This window comes from Marinarcus sediminis (SeqCode) (assembly GCF_048571275.1).
In the GTDB taxonomy this organism is placed as follows: Bacteria; Campylobacterota; Campylobacteria; order Campylobacterales; family Arcobacteraceae; genus Marinarcus; species Marinarcus sediminis.
The window spans coordinates 1,739,009-1,762,442 of record NZ_CP182357.1; the positions used below are offsets into that span (position 1 = coordinate 1,739,009).

The window sequence follows — 23,434 nt, forward strand, 5'->3', positions numbered from 1 at the left end:
TATGTTCAAAATATATTAAGGACAATACGCATGAAAAAAATATTAGTTATACGCTTTTCTGCCTTAGGTGATTTAGTTACACTGGAGCCAACATTTAGAGCTTTTAGATATTTTTTTAAGAATGATCATATCACTTTGTTAACCACAGGAGTTGGAAAAGGGTTATTTCAAGATACGGACTACTTTAATGAATATATTATGCATCAAAATGTCTTTAAAAGTTGGCATACTTTAAAAGATGAAAAATTTGACTTAATTATTAATTTACAATGTAATAAACCATCTCATTATATTAGTATGTTTCTGGATAAAAAAGCTGTCGTAAATAAATCCTATAATCTGTTTCAAAAGATTTTAAAAATAAAAACTCATTCTAAAAGTGTACAAGAAATGATAGAAGCAATAAGTTGGGTGAATCAAAATATGATTAATGATTATTTTCAAAGTACATCAGCTCAAATTATGCTTCCTGTTTTAAATCAAGATGATTTTTTTATTAAAGAACCTCATAATAAATATATTGCAATTTCTACAGGAACCAGTGAACGGTGGTTGAGTAAAAAATGGGGTGCCGAAAACTATCTAAATTTAATCAAAAAATTGATTATAGATAAATATAAAGTTATATTAATTGGCAGTAATTTAGAAATAGAAGACGCACAGTATATATTGAATCATTTTAAGGAGAATGAGATTGTATCTTTTGTTGATAAAACCAATTTAACACAATTGAAAAATATATTAGCAAAAGTTGATCTTTTTGTCGGTAATGATACTGGACCTGCACATATTGCCTCAGGAGTTGGGACAAATACTATTACAATTTTTGGTTCAACGGATATTCAACACTCTCCTAAGTTTATGCCTTATAGTGGAACACATGAATATTTAAAACCAAGTGATTCAATAAGTTGTCATCCTTGTTATAAAGCAAAATGTCCTACAAATATGGAATGTATGAAAAGTATAAAAGTTGAAGATGTGATGAAGAAAATACAAGGTCTTTTATAAATGAGAGAACTTATTACTGTTAAGAATTTTTTTAATGTATTACTTTTCATATGGGTAATTTTTATTCCATTTAAAAATGCCATTTATCAAATATCAACCATATTATTAATTCTATTTTTTATTGTTTATGTAATTAAAAACAAAGATATTCAGTGTGTCAAAGATGTATTATACAAATATAAAGATATCTTTTTTGCCTTTGCTTTAATCTTATTAAGTATGACAATATCAAATGTAATCAATGATGTGTCAAATCGTGAATCATGGCGGTTAGAGTTGTCATATGTTTATAGATATGGCTTGATTATGTACATTTTGTTGTATTTTTATTCGAAGGAATTTTTTTCAAAAAGATTACTTTTCTTGTTTGTCTTAAGTGCACTGTCCATACAAGCACTGGATGGTTTATATCAAAGTATTATGGGCTATGATTTTTTTAAACATAACATAGCAAATTTACGTTCAGGATTAAAAGGTGCCACTTTTAATAGAAATACATTTGGTTTTTTTATGGGTGTTGGAGTTATTCTTTCATTTTATGCTATAACAAAAGAGAAACTACTGGATAATAAAAAGAATTTAATTTTAATATCTTTATTTGTATTATTTATATATTGTACACTGTTCAGTTATTCGCGTGCCATTTGGGTGGCGCTTACTGCTGCTTTTTTAATTTTCACAGTGTTAAATTATAAAAATATTAAAGTTCGATATATTGTCTTTGCTATAATTATTTTAAGCATCGTTACAATTATTTTTTTTAATGTAGATTATTTAGGAAATCGTCTTGAAGAACTATTGAATGGAAGCTCTTCACATAGAGAACAAATTTGGCTTTATTCTATTGAACAAATAAAAAAGAAGCCAATATTTGGTTGGGGATTAGATGCATCAAGTATTTATGGGTTAAAATCATTCTTCTCTCCTCATAATATAATAATAGAAATATTATTTGATTTAGGCTGGTTTGGGTTTATGAGCTTTTTTTTACTTCTTATTATGATAGTGAAAGAAATTTTAAAACAAAAGAGTGTCAAATTATTTACTCTCTTGGTATTTTTTCTTGTTGCTTCTCAATTTGATCAAAGCATTATTTCAGGAAAAATCTTTATTAATTCTTTTGTTTTACTTGGACTTTTTGTATTTATAGACAGGATAGATAAAATTCGTAAAATAAATAATGCATAGAGTTAAAAACGACAATATATTGTAAAAGGCAATTAATATGATTAAGAAAATAAAATATTTATTGGAAAATTTTATTTATAAAATTAAATATAAGAAAATAATAAATATAGATGAATTTAAAATAAAAGAGAATAAATTTTCGGGAAAAAAATTAAATATAATATATGTATCATATTTTGATGGGTCGTTTAGTTTGAATAATACCTTGAAACCAATGCAAGAGATTGGGCAAGTGTTTAATTTTGAAATGACTAAAACAGCACACTCTAAAGATTGGTACAAAAATAAAGAGAAGATCAATCAAAATATGTTGGATTTTATAGAAAAAACGGTTCAGCATAATAAAATAGATGTTATAGTTTGTTATTTATCGGGACATAATACCACACCAAAAGTGTTAAAGCAAATCAGGTCTTATGGAATTCCAATGATAAATGAAGGGTTGGATGACGAACGTAAGTTCGTCAGTAGAAAAGGGAAAGATGGTTTAAGAAGAGGGAATAAAGATATTTGTAAATATTTTGACCTTTCTTTAACAACTTCAAAAAGTGCAATCATGAAATACCTTGTTGAAGGTGGTCATCCTATGTATAAAGATTATGCAGGGAATGAAAAGATTTATAAAAAATTGAACTTAAATAAAGAGTATGATCTCGGATTTGTAGGAGCAAGTTATGGAGTACGGAGTGAATATATTCAATATCTACAAAATCACGGCATTAATGTTTTTGCTAAAGGAAGTGGTTGGAAAAATGGATTTGCAACCGATGATGAGATGATTAAAATTTTTAATCAATCAAAAATCGTTTTAGGTTTTGCCACAGTAGGAAAAAATGATGATATTTTTATTCTTAAAGGTAGAGATTTTGAAGTTCCATTGACAGGAAGTTTTTATATAACCGGATATCATGATGAATTAAAAGAGTATTTTGAATTAGGACAAGATATAGAAACCTACAGTTCCAAAGAAAATTTATTAGAAAAAGTACAATACTATTTGGCGAATGAAGAAGAAAGAGAAAAAATAGCACAACATGGATATGAAAAATGTTTAGCCAAATATACAGCCAAAGAGTCATATGAAAAAGTTTTTGGTTATTTAGGGTTATAATAGATGATTTTTAACAGATACAAATTTACAATTAAGGTTCAATAAATGAAAGGCATAATTCTAGCTGGTGGAACTGGTACAAGACTATACCCAATAACACAAAGTATAAGTAAACAGTTACTTCCAATATATGATAAACCCATGATATACTATCCATTATCTGTATTAATGCTTGCAGGAATAAAAGAGATACTTATTATTTCAACTCCACAAGATATTAATAAATTTGAAGAGCTTTTGGGGGATGGAAGTAATTGGGGAATAAATTTACAGTATAAAATTCAACCCACTCCAGATGGATTGGCACAAGCATTTATCTTGGGTGAAGAGTTTATAGGAACACATAACGTTTGTTTAATACTTGGAGATAACATATTTTATGGTCAAGGCTTTTCAGAAATGCTTAGACAGGCAGCTTCTTTAAATGAAGGAGCCGTTGTTTTTGGTTATCAAGTCAAAGATCCTGAAAGATTTGGAGTAGTTGAATTTGATGCAAATAAAAAAGCGATAAGTATAGAGGAAAAACCAGCAAAACCAAAATCTAACTTCGCCGTTACAGGATTATACTTTTATGATAACAGTGTTGTTGAAATTGCTAAAAATGTAAAACCATCCGCGAGAGGTGAACTGGAAATTACAACGGTAAATGAAGAATATCTTAAAAGAGATAAATTAAAAGTTGAACTTTTAGGGCGAGGTTTTGCTTGGTTAGATACGGGTACTCATGACAGTTTAATTGCAGCAGGACAATTTGTACAAACGATAGAACATAGACAAGGGTATAAAATTGCTTGCTTAGAAGAAATTGCCTATAATAACAAATGGATTTCAAAAGAGCAAGTATTAGAAATTGCAAAACCACTTTCTAAAAATGGATATGGTGAATATTTGATTGATTTAATAAAAGAGAAATAAATGCACAATAATAAAAATATATTATTAACTGGAACAGCTGGTTTTATAGGCTCGAATTTTGTGCCATATTTTCTAGAGAAATATTCAGAATACAACTTAATAAATTTGGATTTACTGACCTATGCAGGAGATTTAAAAAATTTAAAAGAGTGTGAAGGTAATCCGAGATTTAAGTTTATCAAAGGAGATATTTGCAATCGAGAGCTTGTAGAGTTTATTTTTACTGAATATGATATTCAAGGTGTAATACACTTTGCAGCAGAGTCTCATGTGGATAACTCGATTAAAAATCCAGGTGTATTTGTTCAAACAAATGTTAATGGAACTTTTACGTTAATTGATGAGGCATATAAATATTGGATGAATCAACCATTTAAATACAAACAAGAATATCAAGATTGTAGATTTCATCATATCTCTACGGATGAGGTATATGGAACACTAGGTGATGTAGGATTGTTTACCGAAACGACTCCTTATGCACCTAATTCCCCATATTCAGCTTCAAAAGCTTCAAGTGACATGATTATTCGAGCATACAATGAAACATACGGAATGAATACGGTTATTACTAATTGTTCTAATAATTATGGTCCAAAACAACATGATGAAAAACTCATACCTACCATTATAAGAAATGCATTAAAAGGAAATTCTATTCCAATCTATGGAGATGGAAAAAATATCAGAGATTGGTTATATGTGCTTGACCACTGTAAAGGGATTGATTTGGTTTATCATAAAGGTAAAAAAGGTCAAACGTATAATATTGGTGGAAGAAATGAACGAACTAATTTACAAATTGTAAATACTATTTGTACAATTTTAGATAAAAAAATTCCAAAAAAGACTTCATATAAAGAGTTAATCACTTTTGTAGAAGACAGAGCAGGACACGATAAACGATATGCAATAGATGCCACAAAACTTGAAAATGAATTGGGTTGGAAAGCCGATGAAAATTTTGACAGTGGAATTGTAAAAACAATTGAATGGTATTTAACAAAATATTCATTTGAAAATATAAATGTACTGGAATAATTAATGCAAAAAAGTTTAAAAATAGTTCATTGTGCAATCTTTAGTCAGTTTAAAAATGGCGAAGCTTTTTATGCGATGGATCGGAAAATATCGCATGGATTAATTCAAAATGGTCATTTTGTATATGATTTTAGTTACAGAGATGTTGCAAGAGTTCAAAGAATTTTAGGATTTAAACAAAGAAGTATTGATAAAATGAATCAAGATTTACTTAAAACGTGTGAAAATATAAATCCAGAATTACTGTTATTGGGAAAAGCAGAAATGATTTATCCCGAAACATTGGAAAAAATTAAGCGGAAGTTACCAAATATTAAAATAGTGAAATGGTTTGTAGATTTTTTAAAGACAGAAAAGAGTGCTTTTTTTGAACAATTTCAGTTTATAGATGCTTTTTTTCAAACAACTGCAACAGAACTTTACGAGTTGTCTAGAAAGTATAAAAATACTGTTTTTTCATATTTACCTAATATTTCTGATCCCTCAATTGACAGAAAAATAGATAGAAGAAAAGAGTATGATGTTCTTTATATTGCCAGAGATTATAAAGCCGATGTAAGAACAGAATTTGCAAATTTGTTGAAGGATTTTTGTGAAAAAGAAAATATTAATCTACGAATATATGGTTCTTTAGGTAATCCAACAATATTTGGGAATAACTATCAAGAAGAAATATCTAAATCTAAAATAGCGATTAATTTTAACAGAGAAGATAAACTCGATGATTATAATAGAACAAAAATTTTGGGCAGTTCAGACAGAATGAACCATTTTTTAGGATCGGGAACTTGTACTTTTTCTCCACACATTATTTCAATGGATAAACTGTATAAAAAAGATAAAGAAGTAATCTATTTTAATAATATTGAAGAGTGTTTTAAAAAATTAAAGTATTATTTAAAAGATAATAGATTTGAAAATGTAGGACTTTCAGGTCAAAAGAAAGCTTATTCAATGGCAAATGCAAAGAGAGTCAGTCAATTCATAGTTGATGTGTCATTTCAAAAAGAGTTATCTGAAAAATATGAATGGGAAGATTATATTTTCAAGTTTGAGGAAGAAAAATGAGTTATCACCTTATAGATTTTAAAACGTTAGGAGATGACAGAGGTTCACTTATTGCGATTGAAGAAGGCTATAATGCACCTTTTGATATAAAAAGAGTTTATTATATTTTTGATACTAAAAAGGGCATAGAAAGAGGATTCCATGCTCATATTAATCTTAAACAAATTGCAATAGCAGTAAAAGGAAGTTGTACTTTTGTTTTAGATAATGGCAAACAAAAAGAAGAAATAGAACTTAATAGTCCCAATCAAGGCCTTTATATAGATGGACTTATTTGGAGAGAAATGAAAAATTTTAGTTTGGATTGTGTTTTGGTTGTTATTGCCAGTGAACATTATGATGAGAGTGATTATATCAGAGATTATAATCAATTTTTAGAAGAAGTGAATTTATGATTCATGAACTTTCAGATGTTCACTCATTGAATATAGGTGATAATACAAATATTTGGCAATTTTGTATTGTGTTAGAAAACGCAAAAATAGGAAATAATTGTAATGTTAATGCACACGTTTTTATAGAAAATGAGGTAGTTATAGGTGATAACGTAACCATTAAAAGTGGTGTTCAAATATGGGATGGTATTACGTTGGAAGATAATGTTTTTATTGGACCGAATGTAACTTTTACAAATGATTTTTTACCAAGAAGCAAACAATACCCTAAAGAATTTTTAAAAACTGTTGTAAAAAAATCAGCTTCTATTGGTGCAAATAGTACGATTATTGGTGGTGTAATTATAGAAGAATACGCCATGATTGGTGCAGGAAGTGTAGTGACTCAAAATATTGGTCCTCAAGAATTGTGGTATGGAAATCCAGCAAGACATAAAGGGTATGTTTGCAAATGTGGACAAAAATGTGATGAGAAATTAATTTGTAATGAGTGTAAGGAAAGTAATAAATGATACCATTTTTGGATTTAAAAGGAATAAATGCTCAATATAAAAAAGAGTTAATTAATGCTTGTACTAAGGTAATTGATAGTGGTTGGTATATCCAAGGTAATGAATGCACAGAGTTTGAAAAAGAGTTTGCTAATTTTTGTGGTACTAAATATGCCATTGGTGTAGCAAATGGCTTGGATGCTCTTATCTTGATACTAAGAGCTTATAAAGAGATGGGCATAATAAATGATGAGGATGAAGTAATTGTTCCCTCGAATACTTACATTGCCTCTATTTTAGCAGTTTCTCAAAACAATTTAGTACCAGTTTTAGTTGAACCAGATATAAATACATATTTAATTGACCCAAACAAAATAGAAGAAAAAATTACTCCAAAAACAAAAGCAATTTTACCTGTACATCTTTATGGACAAACATGTCAAATGGATAAAATAAATGAAATAGCTCAAAAATATAATCTAAAAGTTATAGAAGACTCAGCTCAATCACATGGTGCATATTTTGGTAATAAACGAAGTGGAAACTTAGGTGATGCCAGTGGGTTTAGTTTTTATCCAGGAAAAAATCTTGGTGCTTTGGGTGATGGTGGAGCAGTTACAACAAATGATGAAAAACTGTATAACACTATAAAAGCATTAGGTAATTATGGAAGTCATAAGAAATATGAAAATTTATATAAAGGTGTAAATAGCAGACTTGACGAGATTCAAGCAGCAATGTTAAGAGTAAAGCTCAGATTTTTAGACTATGAAATAGAAAAAAGACGAGAAATTTCTGATTATTATTTGAATAATATTAAAAATGAAAATATAATTTTGCCAAGAGTAAAAAATAAAAATAATCATGTATGGCATTTGTTTGTAATCAGAACAAATAAACGAGATGAATTACAAAAATATCTTTTAGATAATGGTATTCAAACGTTAATTCACTATCCATTGGCTCCCCATAAACAAGAAGCGTATAAAGAGTGGAATAATGAAATTTATGAAGTATCAGAGCAAATACATGCTGAAGTGTTGAGTTTACCAATAAGTGGAATTCAAAGCTTATCCGATACCAGAACTATTGTTGACTTGTTAAATATGTAAAGACTTATTGATGCTATTTAACTCCTACGAATTTATATTCATATTTTTGCCAATAACTTTTTTTATTTATTTTTATTTACTCCATAAAAGATTAATTATTGGAGCAAAAGGCTTTTTAGTTTTTGCCAGTTTATTTTTCTATTCATGGTGGAATATAACTTACTTACCCTTGATATTGTCATCAATGTTATTTAACTATGTAGTTGGTAATAGTTTAAATAAAAAAAGTGAAATAAACAGCAAAAAGCCAGTTTCAAATACAACGCTTTTAACTTTTGGTATTGTACTGAATTTAGCTTTGTTGGGTTATTTTAAATATGCAAATTTTTTTATAGAGAATTTTAGTTTAATAACAAACTTAAAGATAGAACCATTAAATCTGTTGTTACCATTAGCCATATCTTTTTTTACTTTTCAACAAATTGCGTATTTAGTGGATAGTTTTAGAGGCGAGACTAAAGAATATGATTTTCTAAATTATGCCTTGTTCGTAACGTTTTTCCCTCAACTTATAGCAGGACCAATAGTTCATCATAAAGAGATGATGCCTCAATTTGCCAATAAATTTAATTTGGCAAGAAAGTATAAAAATATAGCATTAGGTCTTTTTATCTTTTCAATAGGATTGTTTAAAAAAGTAATTATTGCTGATACTTTTGCTGTATGGGCAACTACTGGATTTGATACAGCAACAACACTAAATCTTTTTGAAGCTTGGGCAACATCTTTATCGTATACTTTTCAACTTTATTTTGATTTTTCAGGTTATACAGATATGGCAATGGGGATAGCGTTACTCTTTAATATTCAATTGCCTATTAACTTTAATTCGCCTTATAAATCATTAAATATACAAGATTTCTGGAGAAGATGGCATATTACACTTTCAAGATTTTTAAAAGATTATATTTATATTCCTCTTGGAGGAAATAAAGTTTCATCGGTTAGAACTTACTCAAATCTTTTAGCAACATTTGTACTTGGTGGTTTGTGGCATGGTGCTGGTTGGACATTCATATTTTGGGGATTTTTACATGGTATGGCACTGATTCTTCATAGAGTATGGAGTATGCTTGGATTGAAGATGTATAGATGGCTGGCATGGTTTATTACATTTAACTTTGTTAATATAGCATGGGTGTTTTTCAGAGCAAAAGAGTGGGATGATGCGCTGAAGGTTTTAAAAGGAATGATAGGATTAAATGGAATTGTATTTTCTGAAAAGTTTTCTACAACATTATCCTTTCTGAGTCATTATGGAATAACTTTTGACAAGTGGCTAATGCATATTGATGGTGATAATGTTTATATATTAATCTTTTTTGTATTTTTATTGATTTTTTCTAAAAATAGTGTTGAATTAAAAGAGTCCTTTAAATCAACAAGTTGGAGATTATTTTTTATGATATTTTTAATGGTTACATCAATTTTAAATTTGGGGAAAATAAGTGAATTTCTATACTTTAATTTTTAAAAAAAAGCTTAGTTATAAAAGTTTAATAAGTCGATTTTTAATTTTTACATTTATTTTTATCAATATAATAGCTTTATTAAATTTTTTAATTGATCCATTAAGAATGTTCTCTCATTCAAATCGTTTTAATAATATGCAAAGTGATTTTGATGAAAGACAGCAAAAGACAAATAATTTATATTTTGTTAAGAGTGATTATAACAATTTGATTTTAGGTAGCAGTCGAAGTACATATTTAAATCAAAATTACTTTTATGATAAAACATTTAACTATTCTGCTAATGGGATGTCTCCTTATGAATATGAGATTTTCATTGATAATTTTGCTAAAATTACAAAAAAAGATATTAAGAAAATAATTATTGGAATAGATTTTTTTGGAACAGCAATTGAAAAAAATAAAGACTTTATTCATGAAAATTATTTAAAAAACTCAATGAGTTTTATGTACAGATATAAAAATTTGTACAATTTAAAGTTGGCAAAATATTCAATTAAAAATATCAGACAAAATTTTAAAACGAATAAAGCATACTATTCAAGAGATAATGTAAAATTTACTCCTCCAAATTATGTGCTTGATGATAAAAAGAAAATTATTAATTCTCTGGTGAAATTTAAACAATATGAATATGATTATCGTTTAAAAGAATATTATTTCAATTTAAAGAATAAATATAAAAACTCAGAGTTTATTATTTTTACCATGCCAATAACGGTTAATCAATTAGAAGAATATGAAAAAAATGGCTTACTTGAGAGTTATTTTCAATGGTTAAATGATTTAGTAGAGGTTTTTGGAGAAGTAAATCACTTTGCCTATCCTAATAAAATAACACAAGATTTATCATATTTTTTTGATGCAGGACATGCATTACCTAAAATTAGTATTTATATGGCTGATTTTATTATGAACAATGATAAACAATTAGATAATTTTGGTATAAAACTAACAAAAGAAAATTTTAATTCATTCAAAAAGAATTATAAATTAATTAAAGAGGAATAATGCTATTTAACTCCAACGAATTTATATTCATATTTTTGCCAATAACCTTTTTTATTTATTTTTATTTGAATCATAAAAGATTAACAGAAGCCTCAAAAGGTTTTTTAGTATTTTCGTCTTTATTTTTTTATTCTTGGTGGAATGTGGCTTATTTGCCTTTAATTTTAGTAAGTATGCTTTTTAATTATGTTGTTGGGGATAGTTTAAGTAAAAGTACCAACGATAATAAAATTGGTTTACATAAAACTTTTCCTAAAAAATTTATTCTAATTTTTGGTATTGTTTGTAATGTAGCATTACTTGGATACTTTAAATATGCAGATTTTTTTATAGAAAATTTTAATTTAGCAATAGGTACAGATATAAATCTATTGCATCTATTATTGCCATTGGCAATATCTTTTTTTACTTTCCAACAGATAGCTTATTTAGTAGATTCATATCGAGCTGAAACAAAAGAGTATGATTTTTTAAACTATGCACTGTTTGTAACGTTTTTCCCTCAACTTATAGCAGGACCAATAGTTCATCATAAAGAGATGATGCCTCAATTTGCCAATAAAAGAAATATGGTAAAAAATTATAGGAATATAGCTCTTGGTTTGTTCGTCTTTTCTATGGGTTTATTTAAAAAAGTAGTAATTGCTGATACTTTTGCTGTATGGGCAACTACTGGATTTGATACAGCAGCAACACTAAATCTTTTTGAAGCTTGGGCAACATCTTTATCGTATACTTTTCAATTATATTTTGACTTTTCTGGATATACAGATATGGCAATAGGTGTTGCACTTTTATTTAATATCAAATTGCCTATTAATTTCAATAGTCCATATAAGGCTCTTAGTATTCAAGACTTTTGGCGAAGATGGCATATTACACTTTCAAGATTTTTAAGAGACTATATTTATATACCTTTAGGTGGAAATAAAAAAGGAAACGTTCGAACCTATGGAAATTTAATGGCAACATTCATCATAGGTGGATTTTGGCATGGAGCGGGATGGACATTTTTGTTTTGGGGATTTCTTCATGGAGTAGCTCTTTCGATTAATAGGTTGTGGCAATCTCTTGGCTTTAAGATGTGGTCATGGTTAGCATGGTTTATTACGTTTAATTTTGTGAATATCACGTGGGTGTTTTTTAGAGCTAAAGAATGGGATGATGCGGTAAAAATTTTAAGTGGAATGGCTGGATTGTCTGGGGTAGTAATTAAAGAGAGTTGGGGAACAAACTTAGCATTTTTACGTCAATGGGGTGTTGAGTTTGGTACAGTCTTTGTTTCACTGGAAGGTAAAAATAAGATTGCGTACTGGATTGTAATTTTTATATTTGTGATAATTTATTTTAAAAATTCAAATATGTGGTTAAAGAGTAGGTTGAATTTTTGGATTTTATTGTATTCTTTAGGCTTATTCTATTATTCAATTTTAAATTTAGAACATGTTTCTGAATTTCTTTATTTTAATTTTTGAGGAATTATATGAAAGCTAAATTATGGTTAAAAATTTGGATTATATTATTTTTATCACTCATCTTTTTATCTTTTTTGTTTATTATTTACGTTAACAAATATTTGAATGTACCATTGCGTTTTACAAATTCGATTTCATTTGATTCTAAACTGGCATTTATTAAAACATCTGATAAAATAAAAGATACTGAGATCTTAATCCTTGGCTCATCCATGGGATTAAATAATATAAATAGTGAAATACTATCTCATGATTTAAATAATAAGAATATTTTAAATTTGTCTTCTTGGGGATTAAAAACAAATGAAATTTTAGATTTTTTGAAATTAATTCATTTAGATAATGTAAAAAAAATAATATATTTAAATCAATATTTTGATTTTTATGGGCATAGTATTAATTCATACAATGAAAAAGATGTTCAAGATTATATTTATAATAAATCTTTTTTGACTCCATATGTTAATACATTTTTTACATTAAGTGATAATTTTAAAGATTATGTGGAATGGGAAAAGAGATATTTATCTAATAATAAATATAGCAGTTTATCTTTTAATAGTTCAGGAGATGTTACTCTTAATTTAAAAACAGAGAATATTAGTAAAATTAGATGGGAATCAGTAACCGATGTTTCTAATTTAGAAAATCATTACGACTCTTTAGAAAATATGATTTTATATTTAAACAAAAAAGATATTGAGTTTTTTTTGATTACAACTCCTTATCGTAATAAATTTTTTAAAGAGGATAAATTTTTAGAACAATATAATACTTATATATCAAAGATAGGTAGTTTAAAAACAAAATATGATTTTAAGTATATAAATTTACAACATATATTAAATTTAAATGATGATTTCTTTGTAGATTCTAGCCATTTAAATTTTAAAGGTGCATCACTGGTTTCAGAAGAGGTCGCAAAGCATATAAAGGAGAGTTATAAATGAATTTAAAAAAAGTTAAATTAGTTCACAGAGGAAGTGCAGCCAATGAGGAGTCTAGTTATATATATCAAGCACCTAATAATAAAGCTAAATGGGGTTCATGTACTTTTACTTTTAACCCATTAGAGAAAGATTATGATTGGTTGGTGATTATTGATGATGTTCCTAAAATAATTCAAAATAGAGTTGTCTCGTTGACATGTCCTAAAGAAAATACTATTTTAATGACCACAGAACCAAGTTCAATTGCACGCTATGGAAGAGGTTTTGCAAAACAGTTTCAATATTTAATTACGAATCAAGATAAAGACATTTTACCTCATCCCAATGCCAGCTATTCTCAAACAGGCAATGTATGGATGTATGGCAAAGATTATGATGAACTTGTAAAAGTTACACAGATACAGAAAAGTAAAAAATTATCAACCATTTGTTCTAATAAACAAATGGGGCATACAATGCATAAGTTGCGTTTTGATTTTACAAAAAAACTACAAGAAGAAATTCCTGATATGGTAAGGTGTGGTTGGGGATATAACCCAATAGAAAAAAAAGCCGAGGCTTTAGATGATTTTGAATTTCATGTCGCTATTGAGAATCATATTGCTCCACATGTTTGGACTGAAAAATTAGCAGATGCTTTTCTAGGATTTTGTGTACCTATTTATTATGGATGTCCTAATGTATATGATTATTTTCCTAAAGACAGTGTAATAGAAATTGATATTCATGATTTTGAAGCTTCTATTGCGAAAATAAAGGAAGTGATTTCTACTCCAGGTGAGTATGAAAGAAGACTTGAATCTGTTAAAGAAGCCAGAAGAAGAGTAATTGAAGAGTATAATATTTTAGCCATGATTAATAAAATTGTTGAGAATGCACCTGAATCAAAATTTACTCCAAATCAAAAAATTTATTCAAGAAGAGTGATGCGATTGAGATATTTGCCTGATTTATTTAGATTTTTCTCTTTTAGGATTGCTAATTTTTTAAAAGTATTTAAATAAAGAGATGATACTTTTTAAGAAATTTATGATATGTTTTGATGTATCAATTTAAGATAAAATATTTACAGTGGAGAGAAATTTATTTATGAATATTACAAAAATCACCGTTCAAGAGGTCATCGAAAAACTTCAAAAAGAGCATTTGGTATGAGTGTTTTGAGGGTTTATTGTAAAGGCAACAATGCTGTTTTAAATGAATTTGCAAAAACACATGATGTTGAATTTCTCAAAGATCCTTCTCTTTTTAAAAAACTTTTTGCCACGCCTGTTTATCCCGATGTATACTTCTATTCGGGTTCATTCGAGAATAACTCTTTGGAGATGATGAACAATGCTTTAAAAATCATTGTAACTTCAAATCTTACCAAACTTAATTTGGTTAAAAAACATCAAATGCCTGCTGAGAAAATTGAAGTGGTTTATCCCTCTTTTACTCCTTCTGAGATTAATATAAAAGAAGCGCGAAAAGATTTCTTCAATCAATTAAAAATGGATAAAAAGACGAAAATTATCTTTTTTACGGCAAAAAATCTTAAAAACAATGGGGTTAAAGAGTTTATTGATATTATTTTGAGTCTGAGTGCTACAAATGTTAAAGTCATTATTGCTGGTGAGCGTAATCAAATCACCAATTTAAAATTTCAAACTTCAAAATATAATTTTGGCGATAAAGTTTTATTGTATGAAGATTTCGAAAATGAAGATTTACTCTTTGCCATCAGTGATATTTTTATTTTACCTACGACAGTGGCTTCTTTCTCTTTGAATATTTTAAAAGCGATGTATTACAAAACGGCTGTTTTTATTACTGCAGATAATGCCAGCAGAGAAATCGTTGATGTTTTTGCTACCATGGATGGACCAAATGACAGAAGTATGCCTTTTAAAGTGGATGCTTTACTGCAAGGCAATGATGATTTAAAATTGATAAAAAAACAAAATCGAAAAACGGCCAAAAAATTATCAATGCAAAATCAGTTAAAACAACTTGAAAGAATCGTTAAAAGATTAAAGGAATCTTAAACATCATTTAAGAATTTTAAGATATAATACGCGAATATTTTTATTCAAAACAAGGAATTATGATGTCAAGAAAATGTGCAATATCAGGCAAAGGTCCTATGTCTGGGAACAACGTAAGTCATGCTAAAAACAGAACTAAAAGAAGATTTTTACCTAACTTAAGAACAGTGAGAGTTACATTAGAAGATGGAACTACAACTAAGTTAAAAATTTCTGCTAAAGAGTTAAGAACTCTTAAGAAAAACTCATAAGGCACTAGAAAGTGCTTTTATGAGCTTCGTACGTAAGCTAAAGAAAGCCCTGGGATGGGAGTTCAGAAACACCAAACCAGAATACAACTTAAACCCAATAATATATAGTCATTTAAAACCTTTTAGAGTACCTCTTGTACTTGTCCAACTCATTATGATGGCTGGAACCATAGGGTATATTCTCATAGATGACTTTTCAATACTGGATGCCATTTATCAAACAGGAATCACCTTTACAACTGTAGGATTTGGAGAAATTGCTCCTATTTCTGAAGCAGGTCGATTTTTTACCATCACACTCATTATTTTTGGATTTGCAACTTTTACACTTTCTACTGCTATTTTAATTGATGCAGTGATTAAGGGTAATTTATTTGAACTTTATAAGGAACGAAATATGCTTTATAAAATCGCACGATTGAGAAATCATTTTGTTATTTTTCATCACAATGAATATACCGCACAATTGGCACGTCAATTTAAACTCAATCATATCCCTTTTGTTGTTGTTGACTCACGAGACGATATGGAAGAAATTTCTGCAGAACATAATTACCCTTATTATGTTACCGAAGAGGCTTTTACCGAAAAAGCATTTTTAAAATCGCATTTAAGTTCGGCAAAGGGAGCGATTTCGTTGTCTAAAAATATTTCTGACAACATTACGCTGATTGCTTCAGTGCGATTGTATGAAAAAGAGTTGGGAAGAACCCCTCTTTTAATTATTTCAAATGCAGAAACACAATATGACAAAGATCGACTTAAAAAACTTGGAGCGGACAAAGTGGTTGCCCCACCATCTTTGATGGCAAAAAGAGTCAGTGCCATGGCCATTCGTCCCGATATGGAAAATGTACTTGAAGAGTTTTTGTATAAACCCGATACTCCTATTGATATGGAAGAGATTACTGTCCATTCTGATTCATGGGTAGTGAACAGAGCGTTAAAAGATATTCATTTAAGAGACAGAATGAAAGTTTCAGTTATTGGTATAACAGAAGAAAAGGGGCGATTTATTCAAATGCCAAGTGCCGAAACCATCATAAAAGAAAACTGTAAACTTCTTTTAGTAGGAAACCAAAAAGGCATTGCAAAAGCCAAAAGAATAATCAGTCAAATATTAAAACCAGGAGATTTATAATATATGTTTTCAATTTTTCCAATTAAAGGTTATATTGACCAAATAGAGGGATTTTATTGTGGAGGAATTCATGCTGGCTTAAAGCCAAGTGGCGCAAACGATTTGGGTTTTATTTATAGCGATACCCTATGTGATGTTGAAGCGTTATTTACAAGAAATAAATTTCAAGCGGCTCCTTTAAAACACTATTTACAATATCCAAAAGGGTTTCAAAGCAATTTTGTATTAATCAACTCAAAAAATGCCAATGCCATGACAGGTCAAGAGGGAATTGATAATATCAATAAAATTTTTACCGCATTAACCTTTGATGTGACCAATCCTATTATGAGTTCAACCGGTGTCATAGGAAATCCTTTGCCCGTTGAGAAAATTCTTGCAGGTGCAAATACTTTTGATTTGAGTTCAAAAGATGGTGAAGGATTAAGCAAAGCCATTATGACAACCGATGCTTATGCAAAACATTGCATGTATGAAGTGGAAATTGAAACAGGGAAAAGCTTTAAAATAGGAGCTGTGGCAAAAGGGGCAGGGATGATTAACCCTAACTTAGCAACAATGCTCTGTTTTATTTGTACCGATGCAGCTGTTCCCAAAGAGGATATGCTTGAAGCATTACATTCTGGAATGGAAACCACATTTAATGCTATCTCTGTTGATGGAGATACTTCAACCAATGACACGGTTTTACTGTTAAGCAATAAAAAGTCGGGTCATTATGATAAAGAGGCCTTTAAAGAGGTTTTACGACTGGTTATGCACGACATTGCTATGTTAATGGTTGCCGATGGAGAAGGAGCTAAAAAAGCCGTTGCTTTTGAAGTAAGAAATGCTTTAACCCAAGAAGATGCACAAAAAGCGGCCAAAGCACTTTCAAATTCACTTTTGGTCAAAACAGCACTCTTTGGAGAAGATCCAAACTTTGGACGAATTGCTTCAACGATTGGAGCAAGTGAAATTACTTGTTCAGAAGAGACTTTGGTCATTGCATACAACGATGTAGTGGTTTTTGAAAAAGGCAAAATTCTTTTTAATAAAGAGGTTGAAGCCAAAGCCAATGAAGTGTTAAAAAATGATCAGTTTAAAATCATTTGTGACATTGGACAAGGGAGCGAATCTTATACCGCATATGGGTGTGATTTGGGCTATAAATATGTTGAAATTAATGCGGATTACAGAACATAAACATTAAGTCTTTATTTGTTACAATTTAGCTAATTTAACACAAGGAGATAGTATGTTTCATGAGCACAGAGAGATTATCGCAACGCTTAAAGTTGAAGATAAGTATTTTAAAAAGATTTTTGAAAAACACAATGAATTAGACGAAGAAATTGCTACATTGGTGAAAACTCATTCCGATGAATTTGAAATTGAAAGAATGAAAAAAGAGAAGCTGAAACTCAAAGACCAAATTTACACATATGTGGTAAATTATCAAAAAGAGAACAATCTATAACCCTTATAAAATAGAGGCTTTTAAGCCTCTATTCTCACTTTTAATAACATTTTAAATATTATTCCACCAACTACAATAAACACTAAGCCATTTTTAGATAAAATCTATCTAATTTATACGTATAAGGTAAAATTTCATGGAAAATCTTTTTCAAGACCAAGATATAGTTGACATAAAAATCGAAGACTCAGTTAAGGCGTCGTATTTAGACTACTCAATGAGCGTTATTATAGGTCGGGCTCTACCTGATGCAAAGGATGGATTAAAGCCCGTTCACAGAAGAATTCTTTATGCAATGCATGATTTGAATTTAAGTGCAAAAGCCTCTTATAAAAAATCAGCAAGAATTGTTGGAGATGTTATTGGGAAGTATCATCCACATGGAGATTCCTCTGTATATGATGCTTTGGTTAGAATGGCACAAAGTTTCTCTATGAGAGCACCATTAATTGATGGGCAAGGAAACTTTGGATCAGTTGATGGAGACAATGCAGCGGCAATGAGATATACCGAAGCGAGAATGTCTAAAATCACAGAAGATATTTTAAAAGATATCGACAAAGATACCGTTAACTTTATTCCTAACTATGATGATACAGTAAGAGAACCATCGGTTCTTCCTACGCGAATTCCTACGCTTTTATTAAATGGGAGTGAAGGTATTGCTGTTGGTATGGCAACGAAAATCCCACCTCATAATTTAGGTGAGTTATTGGAAGCCATTTTATATATTATTGATAATCCAGAAGCCACTGCGGATGAACTTATGGAGTTTATTAAAGGCCCAGATTTCCCAACGGCTGCTACCATTTTTGGACGACGTGGAATTATTGACGCGTACAATACAGGACGTGGAAGAGTCAAAATCAGAGCAAAACATCACATTGAAACCAAAGGGAAAAAAGAGGTTATCGTTTTAGATGAACTCCCTTACCAAGTCAATAAAGCCAGATTAATTGAACAAATTGCAACGTTGGCAAAAGATAAACAAATTGATGGAATTGCAGAAGTCAGAGACGAATCGGACAGAGAGGGGATTCGCGTTGTTATTGAACTTAAAAAAGATGCCATGGGTGAAATTGTTTTAAACAACCTTTACAAATCAACACCTTTGGAAACAACGTTTGGTATTATTCTTTTGGCCGTACACAATAAAGAGCCAAAAGTATTTACTCTTCCTGAATTGCTTTCTGTATTTTTATCACACAGAAAAACTGTCATTATTCGAAGAACGATTTTTGATTTAGAAAAAGCAAAAGCCAGAGCCCATATTTTAGAAGGGTTAAAAATTGCAGTTGATAACATTGATGAAGTGGTTAAAATTATTCGAGCCTCTTCAAATGATGCCGATGCCAGAGAAAAATTAAGTGCACGATTCAGCTTAAGTGAGATTCAATCACAAGCTATCTTAGATATGAGATTAGGACGATTGACAGGTCTTCAAAGAGATAAACTTGAAGCTGAGTATGCAGAGCTTATGGCGCTTATTGCAGAACTTGAATCAATCTTAAAATCTGAAGTAAGATTAAATGAAATCATCAAAGAAGAGTTGGTTGAAGTTAAAGAGAAATATTCAACACCAAGATTGACTGAAATTGAAGACAGTTACGATGAAATTGACATTGAAGATTTGATTCCAAATGAACCTATGGTGGTAACCATTACGCACAACGGATATGTAAAAAGAGTTCCAATCAAATCGTATGAAAAACAAAGACGAGGTGGAAAAGGTAAAGTAGCCGTAACCACACACGACGATGACTTTATTGAAAGATTTTTCGTAACCAATACCCACGATACCTTGATGTTCGTTACCAATATGGGGCAATTGTACTGGTTAAGAGTTTATAAAATTCCAGAAGGAAGCAGAATTGCAAAAGGTAAAGCCGTAGTTAACCTTATCAATTTACGACCAGATGAAAAAATCATGGAAATTATTCCAACAACAGATTTTGATGAGTCAAAATCATTGGCATTCTTTACACGAAATGGGGTTGTTAAACGAACAAGTTTAAGTGAATTCTCAAATGTAAGAAGCAATGGGGTAAGAGCAATTGTTCTTGACGATACCGATGAAATTGTAACCGCAAAAATTACCAATGTAAATTCACAATATTTGATGATTTTTACAAGTTTAGGTCAATGTATTCGATTTGATATTGAAAAAACAAGAGATCAAGGAAGAAGTACAAGAGGAGTTCGTGGTATTAAATTTAAACACGACACGGACTTTGTTGTAGATGCAAACGTAGTAGATAATATTGAACAAGAGTTATTAACCGTATCTGAAAAAGGGATTGGAAAACGAACTACTGTTGAAGAGTACAGAGAGACAAACAGAGCAGGTTCTGGAGTTATTTCTATGAAACTCAGTGCTAAAACAGGGAATGTTGTAGGTGCAGTGCTTGTGGATGAAACACAAGACTTAATGGTATTAACAAGCATTGGTAAAATGATCAGAGTTGATATGGAATCTATCAGAAAAGCAGGAAGAAATACTTCTGGTGTGATTATTGTTGATGTGGATAAAAAAGATAAAGTTGTAAGCATTGCAAAATGTCCAAAAGAGGAAGACGATGAGTTGGATTTGGAGAGTGCAGATACAATGGACGGAATAGATTTAAACGAATTTAATTTAACAAATGATGATAAAGGAAACGAAGAATGAGAAAATTTAATGTAGCAGTTGTTGGTGCAACTGGTGCTGTTGGAGAAGAGCTTTTCAGAGTATTAGAAGCGTATGATTTTCCAGTAAATAAATTGGTACCTCTTGCGAGTGCAAGAAGTGCTGGAAGTACTATTGAGTACAGAAACAAAGAGTATAAAGTTTTAGAATTGACTGAAACATGTTTTGAAGAAAATGAAGTTGAAATTGCCTTTTTCAGTGCCGGTGGAAGTGTTTCTGAAGCGTTCGCAAAGTTTGCAGTTGAAGCAGGGGCAGTGGTTATTGATAATACCAGCCACTTTAGAATGGACCCAAAAGTGCCGTTGGTTGTGCCTGAAGTCAATCCAGAAGATATTGCTTTATGGAAAGAGAGTGGAATTATTGCCAATCCGAACTGTTCAACCATTCAAATGGTACTTTCATTGAAACCATTAGATGAACTTTATGGCATTAAAAGAGTAGATGTTGCAACGTATCAGGCTGTTTCGGGTGCGGGTAAAAAAGGTATGGAAGAGTTGGTGCAACAAATGCAAGATTTCTTCGCATTTAAATTAGAAGACAGCGAGAAAAAAGCATTTGCACACCAAATTGCATTGAATGTTATTCCTCAAATTGATGTGGCTCAAGACAATGGGTTCACTAAAGAAGAGATGAAAATGGTTAAAGAGACTCAAAAGATTTTACACAAAAATATTCAAGTAGCTGCAACGTGTGTGAGAGTACCTGTTTTAAGAAGTCACAGTGAATCAATTACAGTGACTTTTGAAGAGGGCACATTGGTTGATGTGGAAGAAGTCAGAGAAGCCTTAGCCAAATTTGAAAACGTTGAAGTGATTGATGATTTGACCAACAACGCTTACCCAATGCCAATTATTTCAACAGATACAGATATTACGTATGTTGGAAGAATCAGAAAAGATGTTTATGAAGATAACATTGTACACTACTTTAACGTAGCTGATCAAGTAAGAGTAGGGGCTGCAACCAATGCGGTCAGAATTGCTCTTAAATGGATCACTTTGGAGAACGATATTTAATGATTGAAAAACTTTTTGAAAGTGCTTTATGGCAGACAAGATTTTTGGTAATCTTGGCTGTCATTTTTGGTCTTATTGGGGCACTTATTCTTTTTGTCGTTGCCAGCATGGACATTTATGCCATTGCAAAATATGCTTGGGTCACCATTATACACAGTGCTCATCCAGAAAATTTTCATGAAGATATTGTCAGTGGTATCATTGGTGCAGTTGATTTGTACCTTATAGCCGTTGTGATGTTGATTTTTTCATTTGGAGTGTATGAACTGTTTATCTCACCTATTGACCACTCAGAAGATGCCAAAGAGGACTCAAAAATATTATCCATAAGCTCTTTAGATCAACTTAAAGATAAAATAGCCAAAGTGATTGTTATGGTTTTAGTGGTAAACTTTTTTCAAAGAGTGCTGCATACCCAATACAATGGTGCACTTGAAATGTTATATTTTGCTTTGGCTGTGACAGCATTGGCTGTTGGACTTTTCTTTTTAGGAAAAGTTGGAAAAAATTCAAATCACTAAAGGAACAATTGATATGTCAAAAATTTTTGTAGATGCTTGTTTTAGAAAACCAACACCCTATACACCTGTATGGATGATGAGACAAGCAGGAAGATATTTACCTGAATACATGGCCGTTCGAGCCCAAGCAGGAAACTTTTTAAACCTTTGCCACAACCCAGAATTGGCAGCTGAAGTCACCATTCAACCTGTGGATATTGTGGGTGTCGATGCGGCAATTTTATTCAGTGATATTTTAGTTGTTCCAAATGAAATGGGTATGCACTTAGATTTTATAAAAGGGGAAGGGCCTGTTTTTAAGGACCCCATTAAAAATGATGCCGACATTGATGCGCTTTTAGGTGGTGAAGCCGCTGCCAATAAATTGACCTATGTGTATGAGACGATTAAATTATTAAAACAACAACTGCCTGAAGACAAAGCACTCATTGGCTTTACAGGAGCACCTTGGACATTGGCAACGTATATGATTGAAGGTCAAGGGACAAAAACGTATAACGTTTGTAAAAAAATGATGTATTCAAACCCTGAATTACTGCATAAAATCCTGAAAAAAGTGACCGAAGTGGTTAAATTTTATATGGAAAAACAAATCCAAGCAGGCATTGATGTGGTTCAAATCTTTGATTCTTGGGCAGCGGCAATTGAACCTGCTATGTATGATGAGTTCTCTTGGAGTTACATGGTAGAAATTGCGGAGTATTTAAAAGGGAAATATCCTCATATTCCAATCATCATGTTCCCAAAAGGAGTACCAGCTTTTTTAGATAAAGTGTATGGAAACTTCGATGTGTTTGGTGTGGATTGGGGAACACCAATGGCGTTGGCAAAAGAGAAATTGGGTGCGAAATATGTGCTTCAAGGAAACATGGAGCCATGTCGATTGTACTCAAAAGAGAAAACCACGAAGTGTGTTGAAGCCATTCAAAACATCATGCAAGGGGAGGGGCATATTTTTAACTTAGGTCATGGAATCCTTCCTGATGTGCCTGTTGAAAATGCCATTCACTTTGTTAAAGAGTGTCAACGCGTCAGTAAAAAGTAAATTTAAAAAGAGCAAAGAGCACAACACTCTTTGCTTTTGTCTTCGAAA

Annotated in this window: 23 protein-coding genes; all 23 read left to right on the plus strand. The window is 30.5% G+C overall.

The genetic code is table 11. From position 1 onward, the window contains the following. The first annotated feature begins 30 nt into the window (after positions 1 to 30). Positions 31 to 1,011, plus strand: coding sequence for a glycosyltransferase family 9 protein (locus ACNI3C_RS08715; protein WP_419769421.1), 981 nt, complete (start codon positions 31 to 33; stop codon positions 1,009 to 1,011). After that, on the plus strand, positions 1,012 to 2,199 hold the full coding sequence (locus ACNI3C_RS08720) for an O-antigen ligase family protein (protein WP_419769422.1): 1,188 nt from the start codon (positions 1,012 to 1,014) through the stop codon (positions 2,197 to 2,199). 37 nt (positions 2,200 to 2,236) lie between these two features. Continuing rightward, positions 2,237 to 3,310 (plus strand): glycosyltransferase family protein, encoded by a 1,074-nt coding sequence (locus tag ACNI3C_RS08725; protein WP_419769423.1) that lies wholly within the window; start codon positions 2,237 to 2,239, stop codon positions 3,308 to 3,310. Between the two features lie 45 nt (positions 3,311 to 3,355). Beyond that, positions 3,356 to 4,225 carry a glucose-1-phosphate thymidylyltransferase RfbA gene (gene rfbA, locus ACNI3C_RS08730; RefSeq protein WP_419769424.1) on the plus strand — a complete coding sequence of 290 codons (870 nt, stop codon included), beginning with the start codon at positions 3,356 to 3,358 and terminating at the stop codon, positions 4,223 to 4,225. Then, complete coding sequence (gene rfbB / locus ACNI3C_RS08735) at positions 4,226 to 5,266, plus strand: dTDP-glucose 4,6-dehydratase (protein WP_419769425.1); 1,041 nt, start codon at positions 4,226 to 4,228, stop codon at positions 5,264 to 5,266. 3 nt (positions 5,267 to 5,269) lie between these two features. Continuing rightward, positions 5,270 to 6,334, plus strand: coding sequence for a glycosyltransferase family protein (locus tag ACNI3C_RS08740; protein WP_419769426.1), 1,065 nt, complete (start codon positions 5,270 to 5,272; stop codon positions 6,332 to 6,334). Then, positions 6,331 to 6,729 carry a sugar 3,4-ketoisomerase gene (locus tag ACNI3C_RS08745; protein ID WP_419769427.1) on the plus strand — a complete coding sequence of 133 codons (399 nt, stop codon included), beginning with the start codon at positions 6,331 to 6,333 and terminating at the stop codon, positions 6,727 to 6,729. Before ACNI3C_RS08740 ends, ACNI3C_RS08745 begins: the two co-directional genes overlap by 4 nt. Continuing rightward, positions 6,726 to 7,241, plus strand: a complete 516-nt coding sequence (locus tag ACNI3C_RS08750) for an acyltransferase (protein ID WP_419769428.1) — start codon at positions 6,726 to 6,728, stop codon at positions 7,239 to 7,241. Before ACNI3C_RS08745 ends, ACNI3C_RS08750 begins: the two co-directional genes overlap by 4 nt. Next, the gene (locus tag ACNI3C_RS08755; RefSeq protein WP_419769429.1) at positions 7,238 to 8,332 is read left to right on the plus strand and encodes a DegT/DnrJ/EryC1/StrS family aminotransferase; all 1,095 of its coding nucleotides are present in this window, start codon (positions 7,238 to 7,240) and stop codon (positions 8,330 to 8,332) included. Before ACNI3C_RS08750 ends, ACNI3C_RS08755 begins: the two co-directional genes overlap by 4 nt. Positions 8,333 to 8,342: 10 nt before the next feature. After that, the gene (locus tag ACNI3C_RS08760; RefSeq protein WP_419769430.1) at positions 8,343 to 9,806 is read left to right on the plus strand and encodes an MBOAT family O-acyltransferase; all 1,464 of its coding nucleotides are present in this window, start codon (positions 8,343 to 8,345) and stop codon (positions 9,804 to 9,806) included. Beyond that, entirely contained in the window at positions 9,781 to 10,815 is a 1,035-nt protein-coding gene (locus ACNI3C_RS08765; RefSeq protein ID WP_419769431.1) for a hypothetical protein, read from the plus strand. The genes ACNI3C_RS08760 and ACNI3C_RS08765 overlap by 26 nt, the downstream gene beginning before the upstream one ends. After that, complete coding sequence (locus ACNI3C_RS08770; RefSeq protein ID WP_419769432.1) at positions 10,815 to 12,290, plus strand: MBOAT family O-acyltransferase; 1,476 nt, start codon at positions 10,815 to 10,817, stop codon at positions 12,288 to 12,290. Before ACNI3C_RS08765 ends, ACNI3C_RS08770 begins: the two co-directional genes overlap by 1 nt. An 8-nt stretch (positions 12,291 to 12,298) precedes the next feature. Continuing rightward, complete coding sequence (locus tag ACNI3C_RS08775) at positions 12,299 to 13,240, plus strand: SGNH/GDSL hydrolase family protein (RefSeq protein ID WP_419769433.1); 942 nt, start codon at positions 12,299 to 12,301, stop codon at positions 13,238 to 13,240. After that, positions 13,237 to 14,244: a glycosyltransferase family 10 domain-containing protein gene (locus ACNI3C_RS08780; protein WP_419769434.1), complete on the plus strand. Its 1,008-nt coding sequence runs from the start codon at positions 13,237 to 13,239 to the stop codon at positions 14,242 to 14,244. The genes ACNI3C_RS08775 and ACNI3C_RS08780 overlap by 4 nt, the downstream gene beginning before the upstream one ends. 147 nt (positions 14,245 to 14,391) lie before the next feature. Further along, a complete protein-coding gene (locus ACNI3C_RS08785) occupies positions 14,392 to 15,267 on the plus strand; it encodes a glycosyltransferase (RefSeq protein WP_419769435.1) in 876 nt (291 codons plus the stop codon). A gap of 62 nt (positions 15,268 to 15,329) precedes the next feature. Next, complete coding sequence (gene rpmB / locus ACNI3C_RS08790; protein ID WP_419769436.1) at positions 15,330 to 15,518, plus strand: 50S ribosomal protein L28; 189 nt, start codon at positions 15,330 to 15,332, stop codon at positions 15,516 to 15,518. A 19-nt stretch (positions 15,519 to 15,537) separates the two neighbouring features. Further along, positions 15,538 to 16,659: a potassium channel family protein gene (locus ACNI3C_RS08795; RefSeq protein WP_419769437.1), complete on the plus strand. Its 1,122-nt coding sequence runs from the start codon at positions 15,538 to 15,540 to the stop codon at positions 16,657 to 16,659. A 3-nt stretch (positions 16,660 to 16,662) separates the two neighbouring features. Beyond that, positions 16,663 to 17,844: a bifunctional glutamate N-acetyltransferase/amino-acid acetyltransferase ArgJ gene (gene argJ / locus ACNI3C_RS08800; protein WP_419769438.1), complete on the plus strand. Its 1,182-nt coding sequence runs from the start codon at positions 16,663 to 16,665 to the stop codon at positions 17,842 to 17,844. Positions 17,845 to 17,896: 52 nt separating this feature from the next. Next, on the plus strand, positions 17,897 to 18,118 hold the full coding sequence (locus tag ACNI3C_RS08805) for an HP1242/YdcH family protein (protein ID WP_419769439.1): 222 nt from the start codon (positions 17,897 to 17,899) through the stop codon (positions 18,116 to 18,118). A gap of 136 nt (positions 18,119 to 18,254) precedes the next feature. Continuing rightward, a complete protein-coding gene (gene gyrA, locus ACNI3C_RS08810) occupies positions 18,255 to 20,786 on the plus strand; it encodes a DNA gyrase subunit A (RefSeq protein WP_419769440.1) in 2,532 nt (843 codons plus the stop codon). Continuing rightward, the gene (locus ACNI3C_RS08815) at positions 20,783 to 21,820 is read left to right on the plus strand and encodes an aspartate-semialdehyde dehydrogenase (protein WP_419769441.1); all 1,038 of its coding nucleotides are present in this window, start codon (positions 20,783 to 20,785) and stop codon (positions 21,818 to 21,820) included. Before gyrA ends, ACNI3C_RS08815 begins: the two co-directional genes overlap by 4 nt. Then, positions 21,820 to 22,341, plus strand: a complete 522-nt coding sequence (locus ACNI3C_RS08820) for a YqhA family protein (RefSeq protein WP_419769442.1) — start codon at positions 21,820 to 21,822, stop codon at positions 22,339 to 22,341. The genes ACNI3C_RS08815 and ACNI3C_RS08820 overlap by 1 nt, the downstream gene beginning before the upstream one ends. Positions 22,342 to 22,354: 13 nt before the next feature. Next, a complete protein-coding gene (gene hemE / locus ACNI3C_RS08825; protein WP_419769443.1) occupies positions 22,355 to 23,386 on the plus strand; it encodes a uroporphyrinogen decarboxylase in 1,032 nt (343 codons plus the stop codon). The last annotated feature ends 48 nt before the right edge of the window (positions 23,387 to 23,434 follow it).